General features: G+C 65.4%; 19 protein-coding genes. 13 read left to right on the top strand and 6 right to left on the bottom strand.

Features of this window, described 5'->3' with window-relative positions; translation table 11 throughout:
* Both ACXN5S_RS07375 and ACXN5S_RS07370 read right to left on the bottom strand, forming a co-directional pair.
* Nucleotides 1–582: a TetR/AcrR family transcriptional regulator gene (locus tag ACXN5S_RS07375; protein ID WP_458604760.1), complete on the bottom strand. Its 582-nt coding sequence runs from the start codon at nt 580–582 to the stop codon at nt 1–3.
* 190 nt (nt 583–772) lie between these two features.
* Nucleotides 773–1,432, bottom strand: a complete 660-nt coding sequence (locus ACXN5S_RS07370; RefSeq protein ID WP_458604759.1) for a TetR/AcrR family transcriptional regulator — start codon at nt 1,430–1,432, stop codon at nt 773–775.
* A 76-nt stretch (nt 1,433–1,508) separates the two neighbouring features.
* Between ACXN5S_RS07370 and ACXN5S_RS07365 the strand changes: the two genes are divergently transcribed.
* The 5 genes from ACXN5S_RS07365 to ACXN5S_RS07345 all read left to right on the top strand — a co-directional run bounded on the left by ACXN5S_RS07365 (nt 1,509) and on the right by ACXN5S_RS07345 (nt 5,647).
* Nucleotides 1,509–1,844, top strand: coding sequence for a darcynin family protein (locus tag ACXN5S_RS07365; protein ID WP_458604758.1), 336 nt, complete (start codon nt 1,509–1,511; stop codon nt 1,842–1,844).
* Nucleotides 1,841–2,590, top strand: a complete 750-nt coding sequence (locus ACXN5S_RS07360; protein ID WP_458604757.1) for an SDR family oxidoreductase — start codon at nt 1,841–1,843, stop codon at nt 2,588–2,590. Before ACXN5S_RS07365 ends, ACXN5S_RS07360 begins: the two co-directional genes overlap by 4 nt.
* A gap of 95 nt (nt 2,591–2,685) precedes the next feature.
* Nucleotides 2,686–3,021: an ArsR/SmtB family transcription factor gene (locus ACXN5S_RS07355; protein ID WP_458604756.1), complete on the top strand. Its 336-nt coding sequence runs from the start codon at nt 2,686–2,688 to the stop codon at nt 3,019–3,021.
* Between the two features lie 41 nt (nt 3,022–3,062).
* Complete coding sequence (locus ACXN5S_RS07350) at nt 3,063–4,472, top strand: NAD(P)-binding domain-containing protein (protein WP_458604755.1); 1,410 nt, start codon at nt 3,063–3,065, stop codon at nt 4,470–4,472.
* Nucleotides 4,469–5,647, top strand: coding sequence for an MFS transporter (locus ACXN5S_RS07345; protein ID WP_458604754.1), 1,179 nt, complete (start codon nt 4,469–4,471; stop codon nt 5,645–5,647). Before ACXN5S_RS07350 ends, ACXN5S_RS07345 begins: the two co-directional genes overlap by 4 nt.
* A gap of 197 nt (nt 5,648–5,844) precedes the next feature.
* Here ACXN5S_RS07345 and ACXN5S_RS07340 read toward each other — a convergent pair whose 3' ends face one another.
* The gene (locus tag ACXN5S_RS07340) at nt 5,845–6,216 is read right to left on the bottom strand and encodes a winged helix-turn-helix transcriptional regulator (protein WP_458604753.1); all 372 of its coding nucleotides are present in this window, start codon (nt 6,214–6,216) and stop codon (nt 5,845–5,847) included.
* Nucleotides 6,217–6,303: 87 nt separating this feature from the next.
* Here ACXN5S_RS07340 and ACXN5S_RS07335 point away from each other — a divergent pair, with 87 nt between their 5' ends.
* From ACXN5S_RS07335 to ACXN5S_RS07315, 5 genes are all read left to right on the top strand, one after another.
* Nucleotides 6,304–6,879 carry an FMN-dependent NADH-azoreductase gene (locus ACXN5S_RS07335; RefSeq protein ID WP_458604752.1) on the top strand — a complete coding sequence of 192 codons (576 nt, stop codon included), beginning with the start codon at nt 6,304–6,306 and terminating at the stop codon, nt 6,877–6,879.
* A 565-nt stretch (nt 6,880–7,444) separates the two neighbouring features.
* Nucleotides 7,445–9,370: a PhoX family protein gene (locus tag ACXN5S_RS07330; protein WP_458604751.1), complete on the top strand. Its 1,926-nt coding sequence runs from the start codon at nt 7,445–7,447 to the stop codon at nt 9,368–9,370.
* A gap of 427 nt (nt 9,371–9,797) precedes the next feature.
* Nucleotides 9,798–11,285 (top strand): NAD-dependent succinate-semialdehyde dehydrogenase, encoded by a 1,488-nt coding sequence (locus ACXN5S_RS07325; RefSeq protein WP_458604750.1) that lies wholly within the window; start codon nt 9,798–9,800, stop codon nt 11,283–11,285.
* Nucleotides 11,285–12,514 (top strand): iron-containing alcohol dehydrogenase, encoded by a 1,230-nt coding sequence (locus ACXN5S_RS07320; RefSeq protein WP_458604749.1) that lies wholly within the window; start codon nt 11,285–11,287, stop codon nt 12,512–12,514. Before ACXN5S_RS07325 ends, ACXN5S_RS07320 begins: the two co-directional genes overlap by 1 nt.
* Nucleotides 12,515–12,627: 113 nt before the next feature.
* The gene (locus ACXN5S_RS07315; RefSeq protein WP_458604748.1) at nt 12,628–13,533 is read left to right on the top strand and encodes an MBL fold metallo-hydrolase; all 906 of its coding nucleotides are present in this window, start codon (nt 12,628–12,630) and stop codon (nt 13,531–13,533) included.
* Nucleotides 13,534–13,558: 25 nt separating this feature from the next.
* Here ACXN5S_RS07315 and ACXN5S_RS07310 read toward each other — a convergent pair whose 3' ends face one another.
* The 3 genes from ACXN5S_RS07310 to ACXN5S_RS07300 form a co-directional block, all read right to left on the bottom strand.
* Nucleotides 13,559–14,203, bottom strand: a complete 645-nt coding sequence (locus tag ACXN5S_RS07310; RefSeq protein WP_458604747.1) for a GntR family transcriptional regulator — start codon at nt 14,201–14,203, stop codon at nt 13,559–13,561.
* Between the two features lie 165 nt (nt 14,204–14,368).
* Nucleotides 14,369–15,082 (bottom strand): SDR family NAD(P)-dependent oxidoreductase, encoded by a 714-nt coding sequence (locus tag ACXN5S_RS07305; RefSeq protein WP_458604746.1) that lies wholly within the window; start codon nt 15,080–15,082, stop codon nt 14,369–14,371.
* Between the two features lie 89 nt (nt 15,083–15,171).
* Nucleotides 15,172–16,791, bottom strand: coding sequence for a flavin-containing monooxygenase (locus tag ACXN5S_RS07300; protein ID WP_458604745.1), 1,620 nt, complete (start codon nt 16,789–16,791; stop codon nt 15,172–15,174).
* Between the two features lie 201 nt (nt 16,792–16,992).
* Between ACXN5S_RS07300 and ACXN5S_RS07295 the strand changes: the two genes are divergently transcribed.
* From ACXN5S_RS07295 to ACXN5S_RS07285, 3 genes are all read left to right on the top strand, one after another.
* Nucleotides 16,993–17,712, top strand: a complete 720-nt coding sequence (locus ACXN5S_RS07295; RefSeq protein ID WP_458604744.1) for an SDR family NAD(P)-dependent oxidoreductase — start codon at nt 16,993–16,995, stop codon at nt 17,710–17,712.
* Nucleotides 17,713–17,952: 240 nt separating this feature from the next.
* Nucleotides 17,953–19,119 (top strand): substrate-binding domain-containing protein, encoded by a 1,167-nt coding sequence (locus ACXN5S_RS07290; protein WP_458604743.1) that lies wholly within the window; start codon nt 17,953–17,955, stop codon nt 19,117–19,119.
* An 81-nt stretch (nt 19,120–19,200) separates the two neighbouring features.
* The gene (locus tag ACXN5S_RS07285; protein WP_458604742.1) at nt 19,201–21,732 is read left to right on the top strand and encodes an ATP-binding cassette domain-containing protein; all 2,532 of its coding nucleotides are present in this window, start codon (nt 19,201–19,203) and stop codon (nt 21,730–21,732) included.
* Nucleotides 21,733–21,739 lie beyond the last annotated feature (7 nt).

The following is a 21,739-nucleotide window of genomic DNA, read 5'->3' as shown; positions in this document are numbered from 1 at the left end:
TCATGTGTCGTCTCGCGGGTCGGCCCAGCTGCGCAAGAGCGCATCGAGGGCCTCGAGATCGCGCCTCCAGGAGAGGTCGGCCTCCGGGGCGCTGTGGTCGAAGCTGCCGGCCAGCTCCAGCAGGGAGAACCCCAGGACGAACGAGCCGATCAGCCGGGTGGCATGCACGCGGTCCTCTTCGCCAAGGGCGTATCCGCGCAGCATCGCGTGATTGACCTTGGCAAGTCGCGCGCCGCCGCTTCGTGCCGCGCTGTCACCGTCCAGCGGATAGCGAGCGGCCTGGAACAGGCCGGGGTGCTGCCGTGCGAAGGCGCGATGCGTGTCAGCCAGAGCAATCAGGGCGTCCTTGCCCGCTCTGCCAGCGACCGCCTCTTCAGTCTTCTCGGCCAGACGCTGAAGTCCAAGAAGAGCGAGGCCCTGCCTGAGCTCGTGCACGCTGGCCACGTGGCCATAGAGGCTGGGCAACCGGACATCGAAGTGCCGGGCGACGGCCGCAAGCGTCAGGCTGTCGAAGCCCTCGTCATCGGCCAGCTTGCCCGCCGCGGCCAGGATCTTTTCTCTGGTGAGTCCGACTCTGGGCATCGTGCAAGTCTCACTAATAACGCTAGGGGGATACCTAATACCATTAGTTTTTGAGATTGCAAATGAGTGAAGCGGGCCGCCGTGGGGCGCCAGAAGCGTCAACGGCCACTGTTCAAGGCATCTACATTGATCAGGGAACAGGGCGGTCTGGACCTGCGCCCGACCGACTCAGGTGAGCTGCGTTGCCAGATCAACCGGCATTTTCACGCGGCGACGATGAGCTGTGCACGAGGCACCGGTCATCACGCAGACCAGAGTCAAACCCCAAATACCCCCGCGCCAGCTTCCTCGTCCTCTGAAACAGCGCCTCTTGATCGGTTTCTCCGCTGAGCCCGGCGGCATCGATCATCCCACGCAAGGCCGCGACCAAGTCGCGTGTAGCCAGCTCTGTGTCGTGCTGTCCGGCATGACGCAGGCCGTCGGCCACGGTCCGAAGGATGGCCGCGTTCAAGGCGCCGGTTTCTTCTTCCAGCGGCAGGAAGGTGTCGCAATATTCCAGCATGCGGGCCAGCTTCGGCTGACGCAGTTGGTGGGTCACTGCGGCCCACAGGAGTTTGTCGAGGGTTTGGTCGAAGGTCTCCCGCTCCATATTGCCGGTCGCAGCGGTCAGGTCTTCCAGCAGAATCTTGCGCTCCTCGCGGACGAGTTCCGTCAGGATCGCCTCCTTCGTCGGGAAGTACTGGTAGAGCGTCCCGATGCTGACGCCGGCGACCTCCGCGATCCGATTGGTATTCAGCCTCTCGACTCCGCTCTCCACCAGAATGCGAGCAGTGGCTTCGAGTATCGCAGCATAAGTGGCGCGCGCACGTGCCTGTTTCGGTGCTTTTCTGGGATTGATCCGTTCGGTCATGGCCACCCTCCGATGCGAGTTGAGAAACGCGAGCGATCGCTCATCATTCGGAGCGGTACAAGGAAAGGCAAGACACATGACATGGACGATCTTCGTCACTCTGCTCGCAACGCCCTTATGGCTGAAACACTCTCAGGAAGAACGCGACAGGATTGCCTCTGATAGTCTCGGGCAAGCTTTGGTGGATGACCGCGTCACCATGCGGTTTTTCGATGCCGAGGCCTTTTGCGCAACGTGCTCGGACGTGGCCGTTTTCGAAACGACGGACATGCTGGCCTATTATTTCGTGATGGAGCGGCTTCGCAATTCACCGCTGGTATCCACTCCATATTTCGAAATCGTCTCGATCATCCCTGCTTTGGAAAACGGGTTTCAGGCCTTCCATCAGGCCGAGCAGGGGCGTTCGGCATGAGGCTCGATCTTGGCCGGAGCACCGCTCTTGTGACCGGCGGAGCACGGGGTATCGGGCTGGAGCTGACACGGCAGCTGGTTAATCGTGGAGCAAAGGTCATCGCGGTCGGCCGGAACGAGGTTGACCTCAATGCGCTGCGAGCCGCCTACCCAAACGCGGTAGAATCGCGGGCAGCGGATCTATCCTCGGTGAAAGAGGTTGACGCTCTCGTTGCCGATCTTTCTGCAACCGCCCCGGACATAAACATCCTAATCAACAACGCCGGGGTTCAGTTCGAGATCGACCTGTTTGGCTCGAAACCGGACGACGCCACCGCCATGGCGCGCCGTGAAATCGCGATCAATCTGGAGGCCGTTGTCGCGCTGACAATGGGGCTTCTTCCAATCATTGCAAGGCAGGAGCAGGGCGCGATCGTTAATATCAGCTCAGGTTTGGCTATCGCCCCCAAGGCGGCCTCGCCGGTTTATTGTGCCACGAAGGCTGCGGTTCGATCCTTCACCAAGTCTCTGAGGTACCAATGTGCCGAGAACGCTCCGCATATTGCAGTAAGCGAAGCGATCATGGCGCTGGTCGATACGGGCATGACCAGAGGCCGTAGTTCGGCGAAGATCACGGCCCAACAGGCCGCCGCCGAAGTCGTGGCTGCCTTGGTGAGGCAAAAGCCCGAGGTATGGGTTGCCAAAGCGAAACTGCTGCGACTGGTGAACAGGCTCTCACCAAGACTTGCCGAAATGCTCATGCGATAGGGCCAGCTTCGACCCCTCGGCGATCTAGAGGCTCTTCTTTCGATAATTCTCGAAATTAGCTTGACGGCCTCGCGGACTGGCTACAACTTACTTCCATGAATTTAGAAATAGCCTCCCGCCAGCTCGAAGCACTCGGCAATCAGACACGTCTTGAGATCTACCGGACGCTCGTTCGTGCTGGCACGGGCGGGCGCACGGTGGGCCAGATCCAGGATCATGTCGGCTTGCCGGCGTCGACCCTGTCGCACCATCTGAAGCGGCTGATCGATCAGCGTCTCGTGCGGCAGGAGCGATCCGGAACAAGCTTGATATGTCATGCCGAATACCCGGCGATGACAGCCCTGATCGGCTTTCTGTCCGATGAATGCTGCGCCGACCAGACGTCGAACGAGTGCGCTGGAGAGTGCCGGAAAGAGGCCACTGACGGCTGAAAATTTGCCCTTTATTTCCATTATACTGGAAGGACGGAATAATGACCCATAAAGCTGAACTCCCGGTCGCCGTGATCGGCGCCGGCCCCGTCGGCCTCGCCGCCGCCGCGCATCTTCTCGCGCGCGGGCTGGAGCCGCAGGTCTTCGAGCGCGGCCTGAGCGCCGCCGCCAACGTCGCCGAATGGGGCCATGTGCGCGTCTTCTCGCCCTGGGAATACAACGTCGATGCCGCCGCGAGGACACTCCTGGAGCGCACCGGGTGGACGATGCCAGACCCGGACTATCTACCGACCGGCGATGAGCTGATCGCCGATTACCTCGCCCCGCTCGCGGCGCATCCCGACATCGCCCCAAGGCTTCACCTCGGCGCGGAGGTGACCGCGATCACGCGGCAGGGGCATTCCAAGCTCTCCAGCGTCGGCCGCGACCAATCCCCGTTTGTGGTGGTCTGGACGGACGCCGCGGGCGGACAACACCGCACCCTGGCGCGCGCCGTCATCGACGCCTCCGGCACCTGGATGAGCCCCAATCCGATCGGCAGTGATGGTCTGCCGGTCGCCGGCGAGATCGAGGCGAAGGCCCGCATCGCCTATGGCATTCCCGATGTGCTCGGCAAGGCGCGGGCGGATCACGGCGGACGCCACACGCTCGTCATCGGGGCCGGGCATTCCGCCATCAACGCGGCGCTCGACCTGATGGACCTGCAGGACGAAGAGCCCGCCACGCGCATCACCTGGGCGACGCGCTCCGGCGGCATCGAGCGCATTCTCGGCGGCGGGCTGGCCGACGAGCTGCCGGGCCGCGGCCGGCTGGGGCTTCGCGCGGCCGAGGCCGTCAAATCCGGGCGGGTCACCTTCCGTTCGCCCTTCGTGGTGGAGGAGATCGCCCGGCAGGGCGAGGGCCTCATCGTCAGCGGCACCGAGGACGGCGAGCCCACGAGCTTCGAGGTCGACCGCATCGTGGTCGCCACCGGCTTTCGCCCCGACCTCTCGATCCTCTCCGAACTCCGCCTGTCCCTCGACCCGGCCGTCGAGGCCACCCCGGCGCTCGCCCCGCTCATCGACCCGAACCTCCATTCCTGCGGCACGGTTCGCCCGCATGGCGTGGTCGAGCTGACCCAGCCGGAGAAGGACGTCTACATCGTCGGCATGAAATCCTACGGCCGCGCGCCGACCTTCCTGATGACCACCGGCTACGAACAGGTGCGCTCAGTGGTCGCCGAGCTGGCAGGTGACCCCGTGGCGGCGCGCGAGGTGCGGCTGAAGCTGCCCGAGACGGGCGTCTGCAAGGTGTCCTCCAAGCCCGCGCCTGTGGCAGCCGGATGCTGCGGCGGGGCGCCGAAGGCGGACGCCTCGGCCTGCTGCGCCAAGGACGAGGCGGCCAAGGCGGAGGGCAAGGACGGCTGCGGCTGCGGCTGCAGCACCAAGAGTGAGACCGAGCTCGCCCAATGACACGCGCGGCGCGGCTGGGAACGGTCTCGGCCCTCGGCATCATCGAGATCTTTGCCTGGGGCACCAGCTTCTACCTGATCGCCGTCCTCGCCGGGCCGATCGGGGCCGAGACCGGCTGGTCCGGGGCCGCGATCTCCGCCGGGGTGTCTCTCGGCCTGCTGGTCTCGGGCCTCTTCGCCGCGCTCGTGGGCCAGATGATCGAGCGGCACGGGGGGCGCCCCGTGCTGGCGCTTGGCATGGTCCTCCTCTCCTGCGGGCTGGGGCTGCTCGGGCTCTCCCGGAGCCTGCCTGCCTATTACCTCGCCTGGGCCGTCATGGGGGCCGGCATGTCCTGCGGCCTCTACGACGCCGCCTTCTCGACCCTCGGCCGCATCTTCGGCCGAGACGCCCGGTCCGCGATCACGCAGCTGACCCTCTGGGGCGGGTTCGCCAGCACCGTCTGCTGGCCACTCTCGGCCTGGCTGGTCGAGGCCGTGGGCTGGCGCGGCGCCTGCTTCGCCTATGCCGGCTTTCACCTCCTCGTCACCCTGCCGCTCGCGCTCGTCGCGATCCCGCGGGCCGAGGCGCCTCCGCGCGGCGTGCCGAGGCAGCCCCTGCCGGTCGCGGCGGCGGTGCCGGTGACGGACGTGCGGTTCCTCTGCCTCGCCACAGCCGGCGTCGTGCTGGCGATGCTCTCGACGATCTGGTCGGTGCATTTCGTCTCGATCCTGACGGCCACGGGCTACGGAGTGCCCGCCGCCATCGCCATCGGCACCCTCATCGGCCCCGCCCAGGTCGCGGCCCGCGTGCTGGAGATGATGGGCCGTGGTCGCCATCACCCGATCTGGACGATGCTCGCCTCCACGAGTTCTGTCGTCGCTGCGTTCTTTGGCCTGCTCTTCGGCCTGCCCGCGGCCCTCGCGATGATCGCCTGGGGGGCCGGCAACGGGCTTTGGTCGATCGCGCGGGGTGCCCTGCCGCTCTCGATCTTCGGCTCCGAAGGCTATGCGCGAACCATGGGGCGCCTCGCGACACCGGTACTGATCTCGTCCGCCGCAGCCCCGTCCATCGGAGCGTTGATGAAAGACGTTCTCACCGCAGACGCCATGCTGGGTGTCATGGCGACAGCAGCCATCGTCCCGCTTGCGATGGCCCTTGTCCTGCTGCGGCACAGAGGGCCGGCTCTGGCTGCTTGAGATCGATCCCGATGATCGCGCCACACGGAAGGCCAGTGACGAGGGCATCGAAGACGCGGGGGGCTGGAAGGTCTGCTTTGCTGACGTCCGAGGAAAATAGGATGCGCTTATCCCGACCGTCGGTTTCAGGTTGCCGCACCTTGTTCGTCTAGACGTCTCGTTGACATGCGCCGGAATTATCAACCTGACGCAACGCGTCAGGTCCTCCCGGCCAGATACTTGCGCTCGTTCGCTTCGATCTCGTCGATATGCCCATCGACCCACAGGCCAAGCTCCTCAAGCGGAGACGCCAGAGACCGTCCCAGATCGGTCAGGGCGTAGGTCACTTCAGGAGGGGTCAGCGGGGTGACGGTTCGGCTCACCAGACCATAGGCCTGCAGCCCCTTGAGCGTGCGGGTCAGCATCTGCCGGGAGATCCCGTGGACCGCCCGGTTCAATGCATTGAAGCGGTGCGGCTCTTCCCGCAGCACCATGATGATCAGCACGCTCCACTTGTCCCCGAGCAGGCCCAGAACGCGGATGAGCCGCGCGCATTCTGGCTCTGCTGTGAAGCCGGTAGGCATATTCATGTGACCTGGTCCTGTCTCTGTGCGTTCTTGGCGCGGTGTGGGCGCTCCAATATTTGATCCTGGTCACAAAAACAGACTGGGACCAGAATGCAAATCCTCCACATCGACTCCTCCATTCAAGGCGAGGCCTCCGTAAGCCGCCAGATCTCCGCCGCTGCGGCCCAGGCGCTCGTCAGGGGCAACCGGAACGCGGAGCTCGTCTATCGCGATCTGGCGACATCGCCGATCGATCACTTGACCCTCGGGTCCTTCGCAGACCCCCAGGCATCCGAAATCCTCGAAGAGTTCCTGTCCGCGGATGTCGTGGTGCTGGGCGTGGGCTTTTACAACTTCACGATCCCGAGCCAGCTGAAAGCCTGGTTCGACCGTATTCTCATGCCGGGCCAGACGTTCAAATATGATGACGAGGGCAGGCAGGTTGGCCTCGTCCCAGACAAGAAACTGCTCGTCGCTCTGTCACGCGGCGGCCTCTATGCGCAGGGCGCGCCCTTGGCGCATACCGAACACGCGGAGACATTGATCGGGTGGTTCGCGCAGTACATGGGTATCACCGACGTCGAATTCATCATCGCCGAAGGTGTCCGCATGAGTGACGAGGCGAGAGACGCCGCCCTCTCGGAAGCCCTGCTGCAAGCTGACGCTCTTTCCTTGGCAAACGCCTGAGCGCCCGCCCGCCGGGCTGCGACTTGAAGCGGACCTTCTCCGAGGGGCACCCACGCCTGGAACCGGTCGCTATCATAATCAGCCGGGTGCCTATCGGTTCTGAACCAGCGCCGCTCCGCCCGGGAGCGGGGAAGCGGCGCTGGTTTACCGGCGGCCTTTGTCTCCGCTCACCTTAGGGGCCAGGTCCCCTGATCTGGCGTCTCGGGGGGCGCCTCTTGCGGCGCCTGAGCATTGATCTGCATGCCGCCATGGGCGGGGCAAGACCGCGTGATGCCCCAGATGGTGTATGCCCGCCTGTGCCGGCAATGTTCGGGGTCAGTGGCGGTGCTGCGAGACCAGGTCGATGAGCAGATCCGTTTGCTGGTAGATGAGGCCGGCCGCATCCGCGGGTTCACGGCCCTGAGCGCGTTGCAATCCCCCGGCGCGACAGATGCCATCTTCCTTCGCACTGTTGACGCTGGGTACATGTTATAACGTCACATAACCTGCATGAAGCCTTGTTACCTCCATCGGGCGCCCCGCCGGTTCCGGCGATGAGGCGGCTCTGAAAGAACAGGGAACCTTCATGACCGACAAACACCCCATGTCCGCCGACGAGTGGGACGAACTCAACTTCCCGCGCCCCAAGGTTCAGGACTTCGATCGCGTCGTCGAACGCGCCATCTCCCGCCGTGGCTTTCTGGGCGGCGTGCTGACCTTTGGCTCCGGCGCCGCCGTGATGGGCGCCGGCCTGCTGAAGGGCTCCACGGCGCTGGCCCAGGGCTCCAGCCGCTTTGCCTTCGAGAACCTTCCTGCCCAGACCGACAGCACGGTCCACGTGCCGGATGGCTATTCCTGGGACATCCTGGTGCGCTGGGGCGACCCGCTGTTCTCCGACGCGCCGGACTTCGACCCGGCCCTCGGCATTCCCACCGAAGGCTCCACCCGCGTGTTCGGTGAGAACACCGACGGCATGGAGCTCTTCTCGATCGACGGTCGCGAGATCCTTGTCGTGAACTCCGAATACACCAACAACGAGACCAACCTCGTCGGCTCCGCTGGCACCGAGCAGGAAGAGTTCACCGTCGCCTCCGCCGATGACGTGCTGCGCCTGCAGAACTTCCAGGGCGTCAACGTGTTGGAGATCGCGGAAGGCCCGAGCGGCTGGTCGGTCGTGATTGACAGCCCCTACAACCGCCGCATCCACCACAACACGCCGATGATGATCGACGGCCCCGCCGCCGGCCACGCGCTGCTGCAGACCGAAGCCGACCCGACGGGCACAGAGAGCCTCGGCACGTTCAACAATTGCGGTGCCGGCCGCACGCCCTGGGGCACGTATCTGACCTGCGAAGAGAACTTTAACGGCTACTTCGGCGCCACAGAAGGCCTGCCGACCGATGAGCAGATCGCCGCGGGCTACCAGCGCTACGGCATCAGCGAGACGGGCTTCGACTACAACTACCACCTCTTCGACACCCGCTTCGACGTCTCGAAGAATCCCAACGAACCCCACCGCGCCGGCTACATCGTCGAGATCGACCCGGCCAATGCCGATGCCACCCCGATCAAGCGCACCGCCCTCGGCCGCTTCAAACACGAGAATGCGGCCTGCACGCTCGCCAATGACAACCGCGTGGTCGTCTACATGGGCGACGATGAGCGCGGCGAGTTCATCTACAAGTGGGTCAGCCGCGACGCCTATGAAGAGGGCGGCGACACCTCGACGCTGCTCACCGAAGGCCAGCTCTACGTCGCCGTCTTCAACGACGACATGTCGGGCGAGTGGGTTGCGCTCACAGAAGAGGCGACGGGCATGAGCGCCGCCGAGATTGCCATCTTCACCCGGACCGCCGGCTCCGCCGTCGGCGCGACGACGATGGACCGCCCCGAATGGGTCGCCGTCAACCCGACTGCCGTCGAGGCCTATTGCTGCCTCACCAACAACTCCCGCCGCGGCGTCGAGAACGACGCGGGCGAGGTGATTGCCAATGCCGGCGGCGACCCGATGGTGCTCAACGCGCCGAACCCGCGTGAGGCCAACGATTACGGCCAGATCGTGCGCTGGCGCCCTGTGGGCGAAGATCATGGCGCCGATGGCTTCGAGTGGGATCTCTACGTCATGGCCGGTAACCCGGCCGCCGAAGAGGCGCCCTACGATGGCAGCGAGAACATCAATGCCGGCAACCTTTTCAACTCTCCCGACGGGATGCAGATCGACACGACCGGTCTCATCTGGATCCAGACGGACGGCGACGACAGCAACGAGGGCGACTTCGAGGGCATGGGCAACAACCAGATGCTCGCCGGCGACCCGGAGACGGGCGAGATCCGCCGCTTCCTGACCGGCCCGAAGGGCTCGGAGGTGACGGGCCTGACCTGGTCGTCCGACCGCAAGACGATGTTCGTCGGCATCCAGCACCCGGGCGCGCCCTTCCCGGACGGCGAAGGCGCGCTGCCCCGCTCCTCCATCGTCGTGGTGAAGCGCAACGACCACGCCGTGCTCGGCTGAGACTGACGCAAAAGACTCTTAAGCGGGCCGCTCCGAATGGGGCGACCCGTGGACGGTGGGTAGCTCTCGGAGGCGCTAAAGAGGGGCCACTGGGCTCTCGCAATTCCACGACACAGCCATCTCGCTCCTAGATCATCCCGAGACTAGCCGCACCATGGCGCTTCACCTGATACCGCGGTGTTCCGCGTCCTCCAGCATATCTAGTAGCTGGAGCGAGCGATAGCATAGTCGCCGTCGCCGAATTCTTGGGACCCGCGCGCGACCGCGCACCCGCAGACCCCGCACACCACCCAACCCTATACAAAGCCTACGTAACCGCCTCGACCGACCTGCCGGCACGATCCGGGTTGCGCACGCGTTAGGACCGTATTACGATCATACCGTCTGATGACGGGCCTTTGGAGCCGTCGGCCGGGGAGGGAACAGAATGGACGCCAGTCAGCTCAGTGCGCAGGGGATCGCGGAGATCGTCGCCTCGGTACCCACGGGCCTTTACATCGATGGCCGCTGGATCGAGGGGGATGGCGAGATCGAGGTGCTCAACCCGGCTGACGGGCAGGTCGTAGTCCGCGTCGCGAGCGGCACTGCCGGTCATGCGCGTTCCGCTCTGGATGCTGCGGCTAGGGCGCAGGCAGCGTGGGGCCGCCTTGCCCCGCGGGCGCGCGCCAACCTGCTGCACAAGGCGCACCGGCTGATGCTGGAGCGCGAGCAGGCCATTGTCACCGCGATGACGCTCGAAAGCGGCAAGCCCCTCACCGAGTCGCGCGCCGAATTCCTGCTCTCCGCCGACTTCCTGCTCTGGTTCGCCGAGCAGGCCGCGCATCTGCACGGCTCTTACGCCAGCTCGTCCAGCGGCGGCTTCCGCGTGCTGGTCACGCACCAGCCCGTCGGCCCCTGCCTGCTCATCACCCCCTGGAACTTCCCGCTCCTTATGATCGTGCGCAAGGCCGGGGCGGCGCTGGCTGCCGGCTGCACCACGATCACCAAGACGGCGAAGGAGACGCCGATGACCGGCGCGCTGTTCACGCAGGTGCTGCATGATGCCGGCTTCCCGGCGGGCGTGGCGAACCTAGTTCACACCAAGACCTCGTCGGAGATTTCCAAGATGCTGCTGCGCGACCCGCGGCTGCGCAAGGTCAGCTTCACCGGCTCGACCGGCGTCGGCGCCACGCTCATGGGGCTGGCGGCAGAGAACATCGTCAGCTCGTCGATGGAGCTCGGCGGCGACGGCCCGTTCATCGTGCTCGACGATGCTGATGTGGAGCTCGCCGTCGATCAGGCGATCATCTGCAAGTTCCGCAATGCGGGGCAGGCCTGTGTGGCCGCGAACCGCATCATCGTTGACCGCAAGGTCGAGCCGAAATTTACTGACCAGTTCGTGGCGAAGGTGAAGAAGCTGACCGTCGGCAATGGAATGGAGGCGGTCGACGTCGGCCCCATGATCTCCGCCCGCCAGCGTGACAGGCTCTACGACACCGTGCAGAGCCTGAAGGACGCGGGCGGCGAGGTGCTGACGGGCGGGCGCGCCATCCAGTCGCCGGGCTTCTTCTTCGAGCCGACGACGATCCGCTTCGATGGGCCCAACGAGGTCATGTGCTCCAATGAGCTCTTCGCCCCCATCGCCGCGATCTTCGCCGTCGACGGGCCGAAGGAGGCGCTCGATTTCGCAAATGACTCCCGCTACGGGCTTGCCTCTTACGTGTTCACCCGCGACCTGTCGCGGGCGGTGAGTTTCGGCGAGCAGCTGGAATACGGCATGGTGGGGATCAACCGCGGTATCATGGCCGACCCGGCGGCGCCTTTCGGCGGCACGAAAGCCTCGGGCATCGGGCGCGAGGCCGGACAGGACGGGATCTACGAGTTCATGGAGAAGAAATACATGGCCCTGACCGTGCAGGACGCGGAGCTCATCTGATGATGGAGAATACCCTTGGTCTGGGCCTCGTCCGTCAGCCGCGCGCCGTACTCTTCGGGCCCGGCCAGCGGCGCCAGCTTCCGCAGATCGTGGCGGGGCTCGGGCAGCACGCGCTGATCGTCACCGATGCGCGCATGGCCACGACACCCGAGTTTCGAGACATGGCAGAGGGCATCGCCGCCGCAGGCGTGAAGGTCTCGCTTTTCGACCAGGCTCAGCCGGAGCTGCCGCGCGAGGATGTGGCAAAAGCGGCCGCGGCGGGGCAGGGGGCGGAGGTCGTCGTTGGCATCGGCGGCGGCTCATGCATGGATCTCGCCAAGGCGACGGCGGCGCTGCTGGCGCATGGCGGCGATGTGCGCGGCTTCTTCGGCGAGTTCCAGCTGCCGGGGCCGGCCCTGCCCATCGTGACCGTGCCCACCACCGGCGGCACGGGGGCCGAGGTCACCTGCCTCTCCATCGTCTGGGACGAGGAGCGCGGGCTGAAGATGGCCATCGCCGATGCCGCGATCGCGCCGCACACCGCCGTCATCGACCCTGAGCTGACGCTGACCTGCCCGCCCGGCCTCACCGCCGCGACGGCCGCCGATGCGCTGAGCCATCTCGTCGAGGGCTTCACGGCGCGGCCAAAGAACCCGACGCCGGAGGAGCTGGCGAGCCAGATCTACACGGGCAAGAACCGCATCACCGACATCTTCGCCGCCGAGGGCCTGCGCCTGATGAACCGCGCCCTGCCACGGCTGGCGGCGGAGCCGGACAGCCTGCAGGTCCGCGCAGACGTTATGTTCGCGGCCTATTGCGCCGGCATGGTTATCAACACCACCGGCACCGCCGGCGCCCATGCCATCCAGTCGCCGATGGCCGCCTTCGGCCATGCGCCGCACGGTATGGGGGTGGGTGCGCTGCTCCCCTACATCATGCGCTGGAACCTGCCCCATGCGAGCGACGAGTTCGCCGCCCTGGGGGATATCCTCGGCTGCGATGGCGTGAATGCGCAGGTCGTCGCCCGCGCCGGCATCGAGCGCATCGATGCGCTGCTGCAAGCCGTGGCCGTGCCGGCCGATATCGGCACGCTCGGCGTGGAGGAGGCCCATTTCGACGCCATCGCCAAGGGCGCCGTCTCTGCTGCCCGCCTTGTGCGCAACAACCCCGCGCCGATGACCACCGACAGCGTGCGCGCTCTGCTGGCCCGGGCTACTTCCGGTGACCGGAGCTGGTGGGAGGCGGCGTGACCGGCCCGCCGCGACAAGTCGGGCCGGTCACGCCGGCATATTGCTGCAAGAGCAATGATTTAAGATGAAAGGACCGCCGGGCCCCTCTGCCCGGCCCCTGGGAGGAGGACCAAATGAACGCACCCGTGACCAACCGCCAGAATGCTGGCTGGCATCGTTTCCGCCTCGGCGCCTTCGAAGGTACCGTTGTGTGGGATGGCTACATTCACCACCCCTACGAGAGCTTCTTTCCCAATGCCCCGGCGGAGGAGATGGCCCGGTTGAAGGAAGAGTATCGTCTGCCCGAGGATCACATCCCCATGGATCTGAATCCGGTGGTCATGAACACCTGCGGCAAGCTCTGGCTGATTGACACCGGCATGGGCCCGACCGTCACCTGGTGGGGCGAGACGATGGGCGAGATCATCTCCAACCTGAAGGCCGCCGGCATCGAGCCCGATCAGATCGACGGCATTCTTCTCACCCACCTGCACCCCGACCATGCCTTCGGGCTGATCGATGCGGAGGGCCGCGCCGCCTTCCCGAACGCGACCCTGTATGTGTCAGATGTCGATTGGGCGGAATGGACGAACGAGGCGAACGTCAGCAAGACAGACAGCCATATCGGCAGTTGGACGGAAGGCGCGCGGAAGGCTGTGGCGCCCTATCGCGACCGTCTCTCGATCTTTAAGGCGGGTGAAGACATCGCCCCCGGCATCACGACCTTCTCGGTCGCGGGTCACGCGGCGGGTATGGTGGCCTTCATCTTCGAGTCAGAAGGACAGAAGATGGCCTTCACAGGCGATGCCTGCCACCATCAGGTCTACGATCCGCACCACCCCGAGTGGTTCTTCCACATGGAGTTCGATACCTCGCCCGAGCAGGGGACAGAGGCGAAGCGGGCCATCTTCAAGAAATGCGTCGAGGAGGGGATCACCTTCCACGGCTACCATTTCCCCTATCCCGGCATGGGCGAGATCATCGACCATGGCGACGGCACATACCGCTTCATGCCGGTTATGGTGAACCCGCGGCTCTAGGAGAGAAATCGGGGTGGGCTGTCTCTCAGCCCTCCCCCTCCGTCACCTCGGGATTGCGGCGGGTGTATTCCATCACCGCCAGATCGCCAGCCAGGATGATATGGTGCTCGCAGGCGGCCGCCGCGGCATCAGCATCGCGGTCGCGGGCGGCAGCGTTGATGATGGCTTCGAGCTCGGCGATCGAGGGCTCGATCCGCGCCGGATCGACGAAGGCGTAGCGGCGGAAAACGGCAATGCGCGCGTGGATGGCCTTCAGGTTCTCCGTCAGCACGTCATTGCCGGTGCCGGCGGAAAGAAGTTGATAGAAATCCGCCTTGATCGCCTCGCGGGAATCCACGTCGCCATGCCGGTATTCGGCATCGAGACGGTCGCGCAGCTCGATAAGGGCTTTCGCCTGCGCCTCGTCGGCATTCTGTGCGAAAAGCTTGCCTGTCAGCCCCTCGAGCGCCGCGCGTACCACGTAGATCGCCTTGATCTCTTTTACCGTCAGTACGGTCACAACGGGGCCGAGGTTCGCGCGGACCTGGATGAGATGCTCGCTCTCCAGCTGGCGCAGGGCCTCACGGATAACGGTGCGCGACACGCCATAGACCTCGCAGAGCGCGTTCTCGACCAGCCGCTGCCCGGGAACAAGCGCGCCGTTGAGTATATCCTCACGGATCAGGCGCACGACTTGCTGGCGCAGAGGGGCGGCGGTTCGGGAAATTATGGTGCTGGGCATTAGGGCCATCGATTGTGGAGGTATGACCTTTTATCGCAGGTGCCGCCAGAAACGAAGGCGGGTTTCCGCAATTGCGGGCATATTTCGGTTTCTGAGTGACGAGCGGTTAGAACGTTATCCAACTGTGACACCGCCGCAGACGAAAAGGGTCTGCCCGGTGACGAAACTCGCGCGTGGATCGCAGAAAAAGGCCACGGCATTGGCCACGTCCTCTGGCGAGCCCATCCGGCCCACCGGCACGGCATCGACAATGGCACGTGTCTCCGGCGCATCGGGCGGGTTGTTCTGCCAGAAAACCGAGGTCGCGATGGGGCCGGGCGCCACGCAGTTCACCGTGATCCCGTCGCCGGCCAGCTCCAGCGCCCAGGTGCGGGCCATGGCTTCCGCCGCGCCCTTGGAGGCGGAGTAGAGAGTGCGGGCCTCCTTGCCGAGCGTCACGCGCGAAGTGTTCATAACAATCCGCCCGCCGCCCTGCGCCCGCATCACCGGCACCAGCGCCTTGGCCGCGATGAGGGAGGTGCGGGTGTTCAGATGCAGGACGCGGTCGAAATCCTGCAGGTCCACATCGTCGAAGAGGGCAGGGCGGACGACGCCCACGTTGTTGACTAGCACACTGACCGGCAGGGTCGCTGCGATGTAGGCGAAGGCCGCCTCGGCCTCGGCCCGGTCAGAAAGATCGACGCGGCGGGCATCGGCGCGAAAGATCTCGTCTTCGGGCTCCTCGATGTCGAGCACGACAACACGGTAGCCATCCTCATGCAGGCGCTGGGCAATGGCCGCACCGATGTTGCGTGCGCCGCCGGTCACCACTGCGCAGGTCTGGGTCATCTCATGGTCCTGTCGGTTGGCAGGGCGAGCGTGGGTCTCGCCGGAAGGGCCCGGGGGCGATGTACCACACCCGGGCCGTAGGCTTGGCGTCAAGCGACCTTGAAGCCGCGGTAATTGTCGTCGCGGATGTCGTTGAGTTCGGACATGTAGTTCGACATGCCGCCCATGAACCACATCGAGGTGCGCGGCTTGCCGGGGATGTTGGCGCCGTTAATCCACGAGTCCGTCACCTCGAACAGCGTGCCCGCCAGGCCTTCCTGGCAGATCTTCACCCATTCCTCCTGCGCCGACAGTTCGGTATCGACGATGGCGCCGGTCCGCTCGGCCTCTTGAATGAGATCGGTGAAGTAGTTCACCTGCCATTCATGCACGAGCGGCTGGCTGGTGAACGGGCTGAAGGGGCCGAACACCATGAAGAAGTTCGGGAAGCCTGCGACCGTCATCCCCGCATAGCTGTGCGGGCCGTCGCTCCACTGATCGGCAAGGCGCTGGCCGCCGCGGCCCACCGTTTCGATCTTGAGGTAATTGCCGGTCATCGCGTCGAAGCCCGTCGCCATGATGACCACGTCGAGCTCGATCTCTTCGCCGCCGATCACCAGGCCCTTCTCGGTGTAGCGCTCGATCGGGTTGGCCTTCACGTTGTGCAGGGTGACATTGTCGCGGTTGTAGACGTCGTAATACCCGTCAGCCGCCAGCGGGCGCCGGGCGTAGTAGTCGCTCGGCGTCAGCATCTCGGCGATCTTGGGGTCTTTTACGATGCTGTCGATCTTCGACTTGATGAAGTCGGTTGCCGTCTTGTTGGCCTCGGGCGAGACGACGATGTCGGTGAAGGTCTCCAGCATGAAGCTGAAGCCGTTGCCCTTCTGCCAGGCTTTCTCGTAGCGCTGGTCGCGCTCTTCGGGCGAGACTTCGAGCGCCGACTCTGTGGCATCCGGGAAGCCGAAGACAGAAACGGTATCGAGCGCGGAGTCGCGAAAGCCCGTCGGGTTCTGCTTGATGCGCTCGCGCGCCTCCTGCGGGAAGGGGCCGATGCCGAGCGGCACCACCCATTGCGCGGTGCGCTGCAGCACGTGCAGGTGGCCCACCTTCGGCGCGAGCTCGGTGATGATCTGGATGCCGGTGGAGCCGGTGCCGACAACGGCGACACGCTTGCCCTCCAGCTCCGGGTCGGTCTCCGGCCATTTCGAGGCGACGAGCACCTGGCCCTTGAACTTGTCCTGATCGGGAAATTGCGGTGCGTAGGACGAGGACAGCAGGCCTACCGCCTCGATAAGGTAGCGCGTCCGCACCTCCTCGCCGTTTCCGGTCGTCAGCACCCAGCGCTGGGCATCATCGTCCCATTTGGCGCTGTCGATCTTCGTGTTGAAGTTGATCGAGCGCTTGAGGTCGTGCTTGTCGGCAACGGCGTTCATGTATTCCAGTACTTCGGCCTGGCGGGCATAGCGCTCGGACCAGTGCCAGTTCTGAAACATCTCGAGGTCGAAGGAATAGGTGTAGACGGTCGATTCCGTGTCGACCCGGCAGCCGGGGTAGCGGTTCCAGTACCAGGTCCCGCCCACGCCGCCGGCCATGTCGAAGGCTTGGGCGTTCAGCCCCAGCGTCTCGCGCATGCTGTAGAGGGCATAAAGCCCGCCAACACCGGCGCCGATGATCGCCACATCCAGTTCCCGACCATCGAGCTTCGATTGCGCCACGTTCGACTGCGCCATTGGTTTCCTCCCGGTATCTCTTTCAAAATCAGTCTGGGCGCCCCTCACGGGCTTCGCCCATCCTCCACGGCCCGCATACTGTAATACGGTATTACTGTCAACGGATCTGGTTGACGTAATACCGTATTACAGTATGTTGAGGGCGCATCAATAGGGTGTCGGTCCCCCGGTCTCACGGGCGGAGCGCAAGGGAGGAAGCAGATGAGATTGAACGGGAAAGTGGCGCTGGTCACCGGCGCATCGCGCGGGATCGGCCTGGGTATCGTCGAGCGGTTCGCAGAGGAGGGGGCCATCGTCTATGCCGGCAGCACCTCGAACCCGGGCGGCGTGTATCCGGAGGGAGTGACTGGCGTGGAGCTGGATGTCACCAGCGAGGAGAGCTGGAAGACTGTCGTGGCCCGCATCGTGGAGGAGAACGGCCATATCGACGTGCTGGTGAACAACGCCGGCATCATCGTCTACGACCCGGTCCACACCCTTCACATCGACGACTGGCACAAGGTCATCGCCGTCAACCAGACCGGCGTCTTCCTCGGCATGAGGGAGGTGATCCCGCATATGCAGAAGCAAAAGGCCGGGTCGATCATCAACGTCTCGTCGATCTGGGGCAATGCCGCGGTCGCCGGGGCTCATGCCTACCACGCCACCAAAGGCGCGGTGCGCATCATGTCTCGGAACGCTGCCATCATCTATGTCGGTGATGGCATCCGCGTGAACTCGCTGCACCCCGGCTTCATCGACACGCCGCTCACCCAGAGTCAGGACGCCGACATGAACGCCATGGTCGTCGCCGCCACGCCGATGAAGCGGCCCGGCACCCCGCGCGAAATCGCGAACGGCGCGCTGTTTCTCGCCTCCGACGAGGCAAGCTTCATGACGGGAGCAGAGCTCGTGATCGACGGGGGATACCTCGCTCAGTAGCCCGCATCGGGTTTTCAGTTGATCATTACTGTAATCCCGTATTACGGTATTACCGGGAAGAGGACGCATCTACTGATTCGTACGGGCTGTTGCCCGGTACCGGCCGGAATGGGTCGGGGCCGGAGCATCCCGCACGCCCCGTCGATGCCGCCGGCGGCCTCGCTGGATTGCCCGCAAAGAAGGCCCCGGAGGAGGGGCGACTGCCAAAGCGCCCAGGCTGGCGCGATCAGGGAGAGAGAAATGACGAGATTCACGTTCGGGACCTCGGCCGCCGCTGCGGCGCTGGTCTCGCTGCTGCCCATGGCCGGTCTGGCGCAGAGCGCCGAAGACCTGATGGTATCGACGCTGGGCACGGCCGAGGCCGACCCCGTCATCATGGAAGCGATGGAGCACGCCGCCGAGCCCGTCACCGAAGAGATGCGCGCCAAGGCGCTGGAATGCTGGAACAACAATTCCTGCGACACCGGCACCGGCGGCGACGTCACCGTCGCCTATGCCGACGGCTTCGGGGAGAACGTCTGGCGCCGTGTGACGGCGATGGAGTTCATCCAGCAGGCGCTCACCTATCCCGAGATCGGCGAGATCCTTTACACCTCGGCGCGTGGCGACGCGGCCAAGGCCATCTCCGACCTGCGCGCCTATATCGCCCAAGGTGTCGACGTGATCGTCGTCTTCGCGGATGCGGGCGAGGCGCTGGCTCCGGTCGTGCGCGAGGCCACCGAGGCCGGCATCAAGGTCGTGCTGCACAATGGCACCGGCGCCGGCGTGGCGGGCGAAGATTACCTCACCAACATCTCCGAGAATATCTGCGATCTCGGCACCGAGATGGTCCGCGCCATCGCCTCCACCAACCACCCAGGCCCGATCGTGGCGCTGGGCGGTGTGCCGGGCAACCCGCTCTCGGCTGAGGTGCAGCGCTGCGCCAATATCGAGATCGACAACACCGAGGGCCTCGAGATGGCCGCTTCGATCGACACGATGTGGACGCAGGAAGGCAACGTGACCGCCACCTCGACCGCACTGTCGCAATACGGCGAAATCGGCGGCTACATCACCGAATATGCCGACGGCTTCCGTGGTGCGCTGCGCGCCTACGAACAGGCCGGGCTCGACCCGGTGTTCACCGTCGCCTCGCGGACCGATGAGCAGGGCCTGTTCTGCGACTGGGAAGACGCGGGCAAGTCCTTCGACGTGTTCTATTCTTCGGGCCAGAACTACCAGTCCCGCTTCGCGCTGACCGCCGCGATGATGGCGATCGAAGGTGAAGAGGTCGCGCCCGTGATCGAGGTGCCCTTCTCGATGAAGCCGGCGACGGATGAGCTCTGCAACCCCGAGCTGCCCATGGAGACCTCCGTGTCGACTCTCGTCGATACCGAAACGCTCAAGCAGATGTTCGCTGGCAACTGAGCCCCGGCGCCTACTGAGGCAGGGGCCGGATCATCGGCCCCTGCCAGCTTTCTGCAACGACCAGCATTCCGGGGCCCGGCCATGACGGAACTCGTCCTCCAGATCGAGAACGTGTCGAAAACCTATCCCGGCGTCCGCGCCTTGGATCATGTCTCGCTCGACGCCCGCGCGGGCGAGGTGCATGCGATCCTGGGCGAGAACGGCTCGGGCAAGTCGACGCTGATGAAGATCGCCTCTGGCGCCGTGACGCCCGATTCCGGCAGCGTCACCATCGCCGGCAAGGCGCTGACGCAGGCCGACCCCGGACTTGCGCGCGATCTGGGCCTTAGCTCCGTCTATCAGGACGACAGCCTCGTGCGTGAGCTGACCGTCGCGCAGAACCTCTTCATGGGCGCCCCTCCGGGCAGCGTGCCCTATGGCCAGATGGTCAGCTGGGCCGAAAAGCGGCTCGCCCCCTTCGACCTTGGCATCTCCGCCCGCGCTCGCGTGGCCGATCTCACCCCGGCGCACCGGCAATTCGTAGAGATCGTGAAGGCGCTGATAGCCCAGCCGCGCGTGCTTCTGCTCGACGAGCCGACCTCGACGCTCGACATCGACGGGGTGCGCCAGCTCATGGGCATCGTCCGCGAGCTGACGTTGCAGGGGACGGGCGTGCTCTACGTCAGCCATCGTCTGCCCGAGATCCTCGAGCTGGCGGACCGCGTAACCATCCTGCGCGACGGCGTGCACCAGGGCACCTTCGACGTGACGCCCGAGATTTCCGAGAACGACCTCGTCGCCCGCATGATCGGCCGCGACGTGGAAAGCGAATTTCCCCCGAAACTCGCCACGGTGAGCGACCGCGTCGTGCTTTCGGTCTCGGGCCTGTCGGGCAACGAGTTCCATGGGCTGACGCTTCAGGCGCGCGAGGGCGAAATCCTCGGCTTCGCGGGGGCCGAGGGCAACGGTCAGCGCGAGGCGCTGCGCGGCATCGTCGGGCTGGACGAGGCGCAGGGCCATGTCGCCGTCATGGGCCGGCCCGTCGACGTCAGCTCGCCCCGCGCGGCGCTGGCGGGGGGCATCGCCTTTCTCTCCGCCGACCGACCCGGCGAGGCGATCTTCCCCGACCTTTCGGTGCAGAAGAACATGGTGCTGACGCGCCTCGGCTCGTTCATGTCGCGCGGGCTCCTCTCCGGTGCGCGCGAGCGGGCCGACGGTGCCCTGATGAAGGACGATTTCGGCGTGGCGGCGGCGAGCCTCGACGTGCCGGTGATCGGCCTTTCGGGCGGTAACCAGCAAAAGGCGGTGCTGGCGAGGGCCTTCCGCTCCGGCGCCCGGGTGTTCCTCATCGACGAGCCGACGCAGGGGGTCGATGCCGGCGCCCGCTACGAGATCTACAAGGCTGTCCGCGAGAACCTCGCTGAGGGCGGCGCCTGCATCGTCAATTGCTCCGACGCGCAGGAGCTGGCGGGCATCTGCGACCGGGTGCTGGTGTTCTCGCGCGGGCAGGTCGTGGCCGAGCTCACGGGCGACGAGGTGACGGAGGAGCGCATCGTCGGCTCGTTCCTCACCTCGCGCCACGGCAAGGCGAAGGTCGAAGGGCCGCGCCCCGGCCTGTTCTCGCGCATCGCGGGCGGCACCTCACAGCCCTGGGTGCCCGTCGCCTTTCTCGCCGCGCTGACGCTGCTCGTCGGCGCCTGGTCAACCTCGCAATCGGAGGTTTTCCTCACCGCGATCAACCTGCGGCACCTGCTTCTCGCCGTCGCGCCCGCCGCCATCGTGGCGCTTGCGCAGCTCGTCGTGCTGTTGGTGCGAGGCCTCGATGTCTCAGTCGGCTCGATGATGAGCCTGACCGTCGTTGCCGCCTCCTTCCTCATCGCCGGAGGAGGGCCGGTGATGATCCTTCTCGGTGCGCTCGCCTGTCTCGCGCTCGGCGCTGTCGTTGGCCTGATCAACGGCTCGCTCATCCGGCTTGCGGGCGTCAACGCCGTAATCACCACCATCGCCATGCTCTCGGTTCTGGGCGGTATCGCCCTCGTCCTGCGGCCCACGCCCGCCGGCCTTATCGACGGCGGCTTCGCCGAAGTGCTCCGCACGCGGATCGGCTGGCTGCCCATCTCGACCGTGTTCGTCCTCGCCCTCGCACTCGCCGGAGATTGGTGGCTGAACCGCACCCGCGCGGGGCTGGAGGTCAAGGCCGTGGGCTTCCGCGAGGAGGCGGCGCGGCGCAATGGCGTGAACGTCAATGGCGTGCAGATCCGCGCCTATGTCATCGCTGGCACGCTCGCGGCGCTGGCGGGGCTGTTCCTCGGCTCCGAAGTGGGAGTCGGCCACCCGACCATCGGTGCCAACTACGCGCTCACCTCCATCGCCGCCGCCGTGCTTGGCGGGGCGGCGCTCACGGGCGGGCGCGGCTCGTTCCTCGGCGCGCTGGCGGGGGCGCTGTTCTTCACGCTGATGATCAACGTGCTGTCGATCCTCGGCCTGTCCTCCGCCGTGGGGGTGATTGCCAGCGGCACGCTGACCCTCCTGGCCATCTTCCTCTACTCCGGCCTGCGCGAGATCGACCGCCACCTGCGCCGGATGCGCAACTCAAGATCGGTGCGGCGGGCCGCGGCCACGCCGGCGGAATGACGCTATG

It is taken from the genome of Pseudoroseicyclus sp. H15 (assembly GCF_054353345.1).
The sequence above is the reverse complement of the archived record's forward strand: the minus strand, read 5'-3'. Positions and strand labels throughout refer to the sequence as shown.

Excerpts from the sequence above, each read along its gene's own strand:
- ACXN5S_RS07375 (WP_458604760.1), bottom strand. The coding sequence starts at position 582 with ATGCCCAGAGTCGGACTCACCAGAGAAAAGATCCTGGCCGCGGCGGGC.
- ACXN5S_RS07370 (WP_458604759.1), bottom strand. The coding sequence starts at position 1,432 with ATGACCGAACGGATCAATCCCAGAAAAGCACCGAAACAGGCACGTGCG.
- ACXN5S_RS07365 (WP_458604758.1), top strand. The coding sequence starts at position 1,509 with ATGACATGGACGATCTTCGTCACTCTGCTCGCAACGCCCTTATGGCTG.
- ACXN5S_RS07360 (WP_458604757.1), top strand. The coding sequence starts at position 1,841 with ATGAGGCTCGATCTTGGCCGGAGCACCGCTCTTGTGACCGGCGGAGCA.
- ACXN5S_RS07355 (WP_458604756.1), top strand. The coding sequence starts at position 2,686 with ATGAATTTAGAAATAGCCTCCCGCCAGCTCGAAGCACTCGGCAATCAG.
- ACXN5S_RS07350 (WP_458604755.1), top strand. The coding sequence starts at position 3,063 with ATGACCCATAAAGCTGAACTCCCGGTCGCCGTGATCGGCGCCGGCCCC.
- ACXN5S_RS07345 (WP_458604754.1), top strand. The coding sequence starts at position 4,469 with ATGACACGCGCGGCGCGGCTGGGAACGGTCTCGGCCCTCGGCATCATC.
- ACXN5S_RS07340 (WP_458604753.1), bottom strand. The coding sequence starts at position 6,216 with ATGAATATGCCTACCGGCTTCACAGCAGAGCCAGAATGCGCGCGGCTC.
- ACXN5S_RS07335 (WP_458604752.1), top strand. The coding sequence starts at position 6,304 with ATGCAAATCCTCCACATCGACTCCTCCATTCAAGGCGAGGCCTCCGTA.
- ACXN5S_RS07330 (WP_458604751.1), top strand. The coding sequence starts at position 7,445 with ATGACCGACAAACACCCCATGTCCGCCGACGAGTGGGACGAACTCAAC.
- ACXN5S_RS07325 (WP_458604750.1), top strand. The coding sequence starts at position 9,798 with ATGGACGCCAGTCAGCTCAGTGCGCAGGGGATCGCGGAGATCGTCGCC.
- ACXN5S_RS07320 (WP_458604749.1), top strand. The coding sequence starts at position 11,285 with ATGATGGAGAATACCCTTGGTCTGGGCCTCGTCCGTCAGCCGCGCGCC.
- ACXN5S_RS07315 (WP_458604748.1), top strand. The coding sequence starts at position 12,628 with ATGAACGCACCCGTGACCAACCGCCAGAATGCTGGCTGGCATCGTTTC.
- ACXN5S_RS07305 (WP_458604746.1), bottom strand. The coding sequence starts at position 15,082 with ATGACCCAGACCTGCGCAGTGGTGACCGGCGGCGCACGCAACATCGGT.
- ACXN5S_RS07300 (WP_458604745.1), bottom strand. The coding sequence starts at position 16,791 with ATGGCGCAGTCGAACGTGGCGCAATCGAAGCTCGATGGTCGGGAACTG.
- ACXN5S_RS07295 (WP_458604744.1), top strand. The coding sequence starts at position 16,993 with ATGAGATTGAACGGGAAAGTGGCGCTGGTCACCGGCGCATCGCGCGGG.
- ACXN5S_RS07290 (WP_458604743.1), top strand. The coding sequence starts at position 17,953 with ATGACGAGATTCACGTTCGGGACCTCGGCCGCCGCTGCGGCGCTGGTC.
- ACXN5S_RS07285 (WP_458604742.1), top strand. The coding sequence starts at position 19,201 with ATGACGGAACTCGTCCTCCAGATCGAGAACGTGTCGAAAACCTATCCC.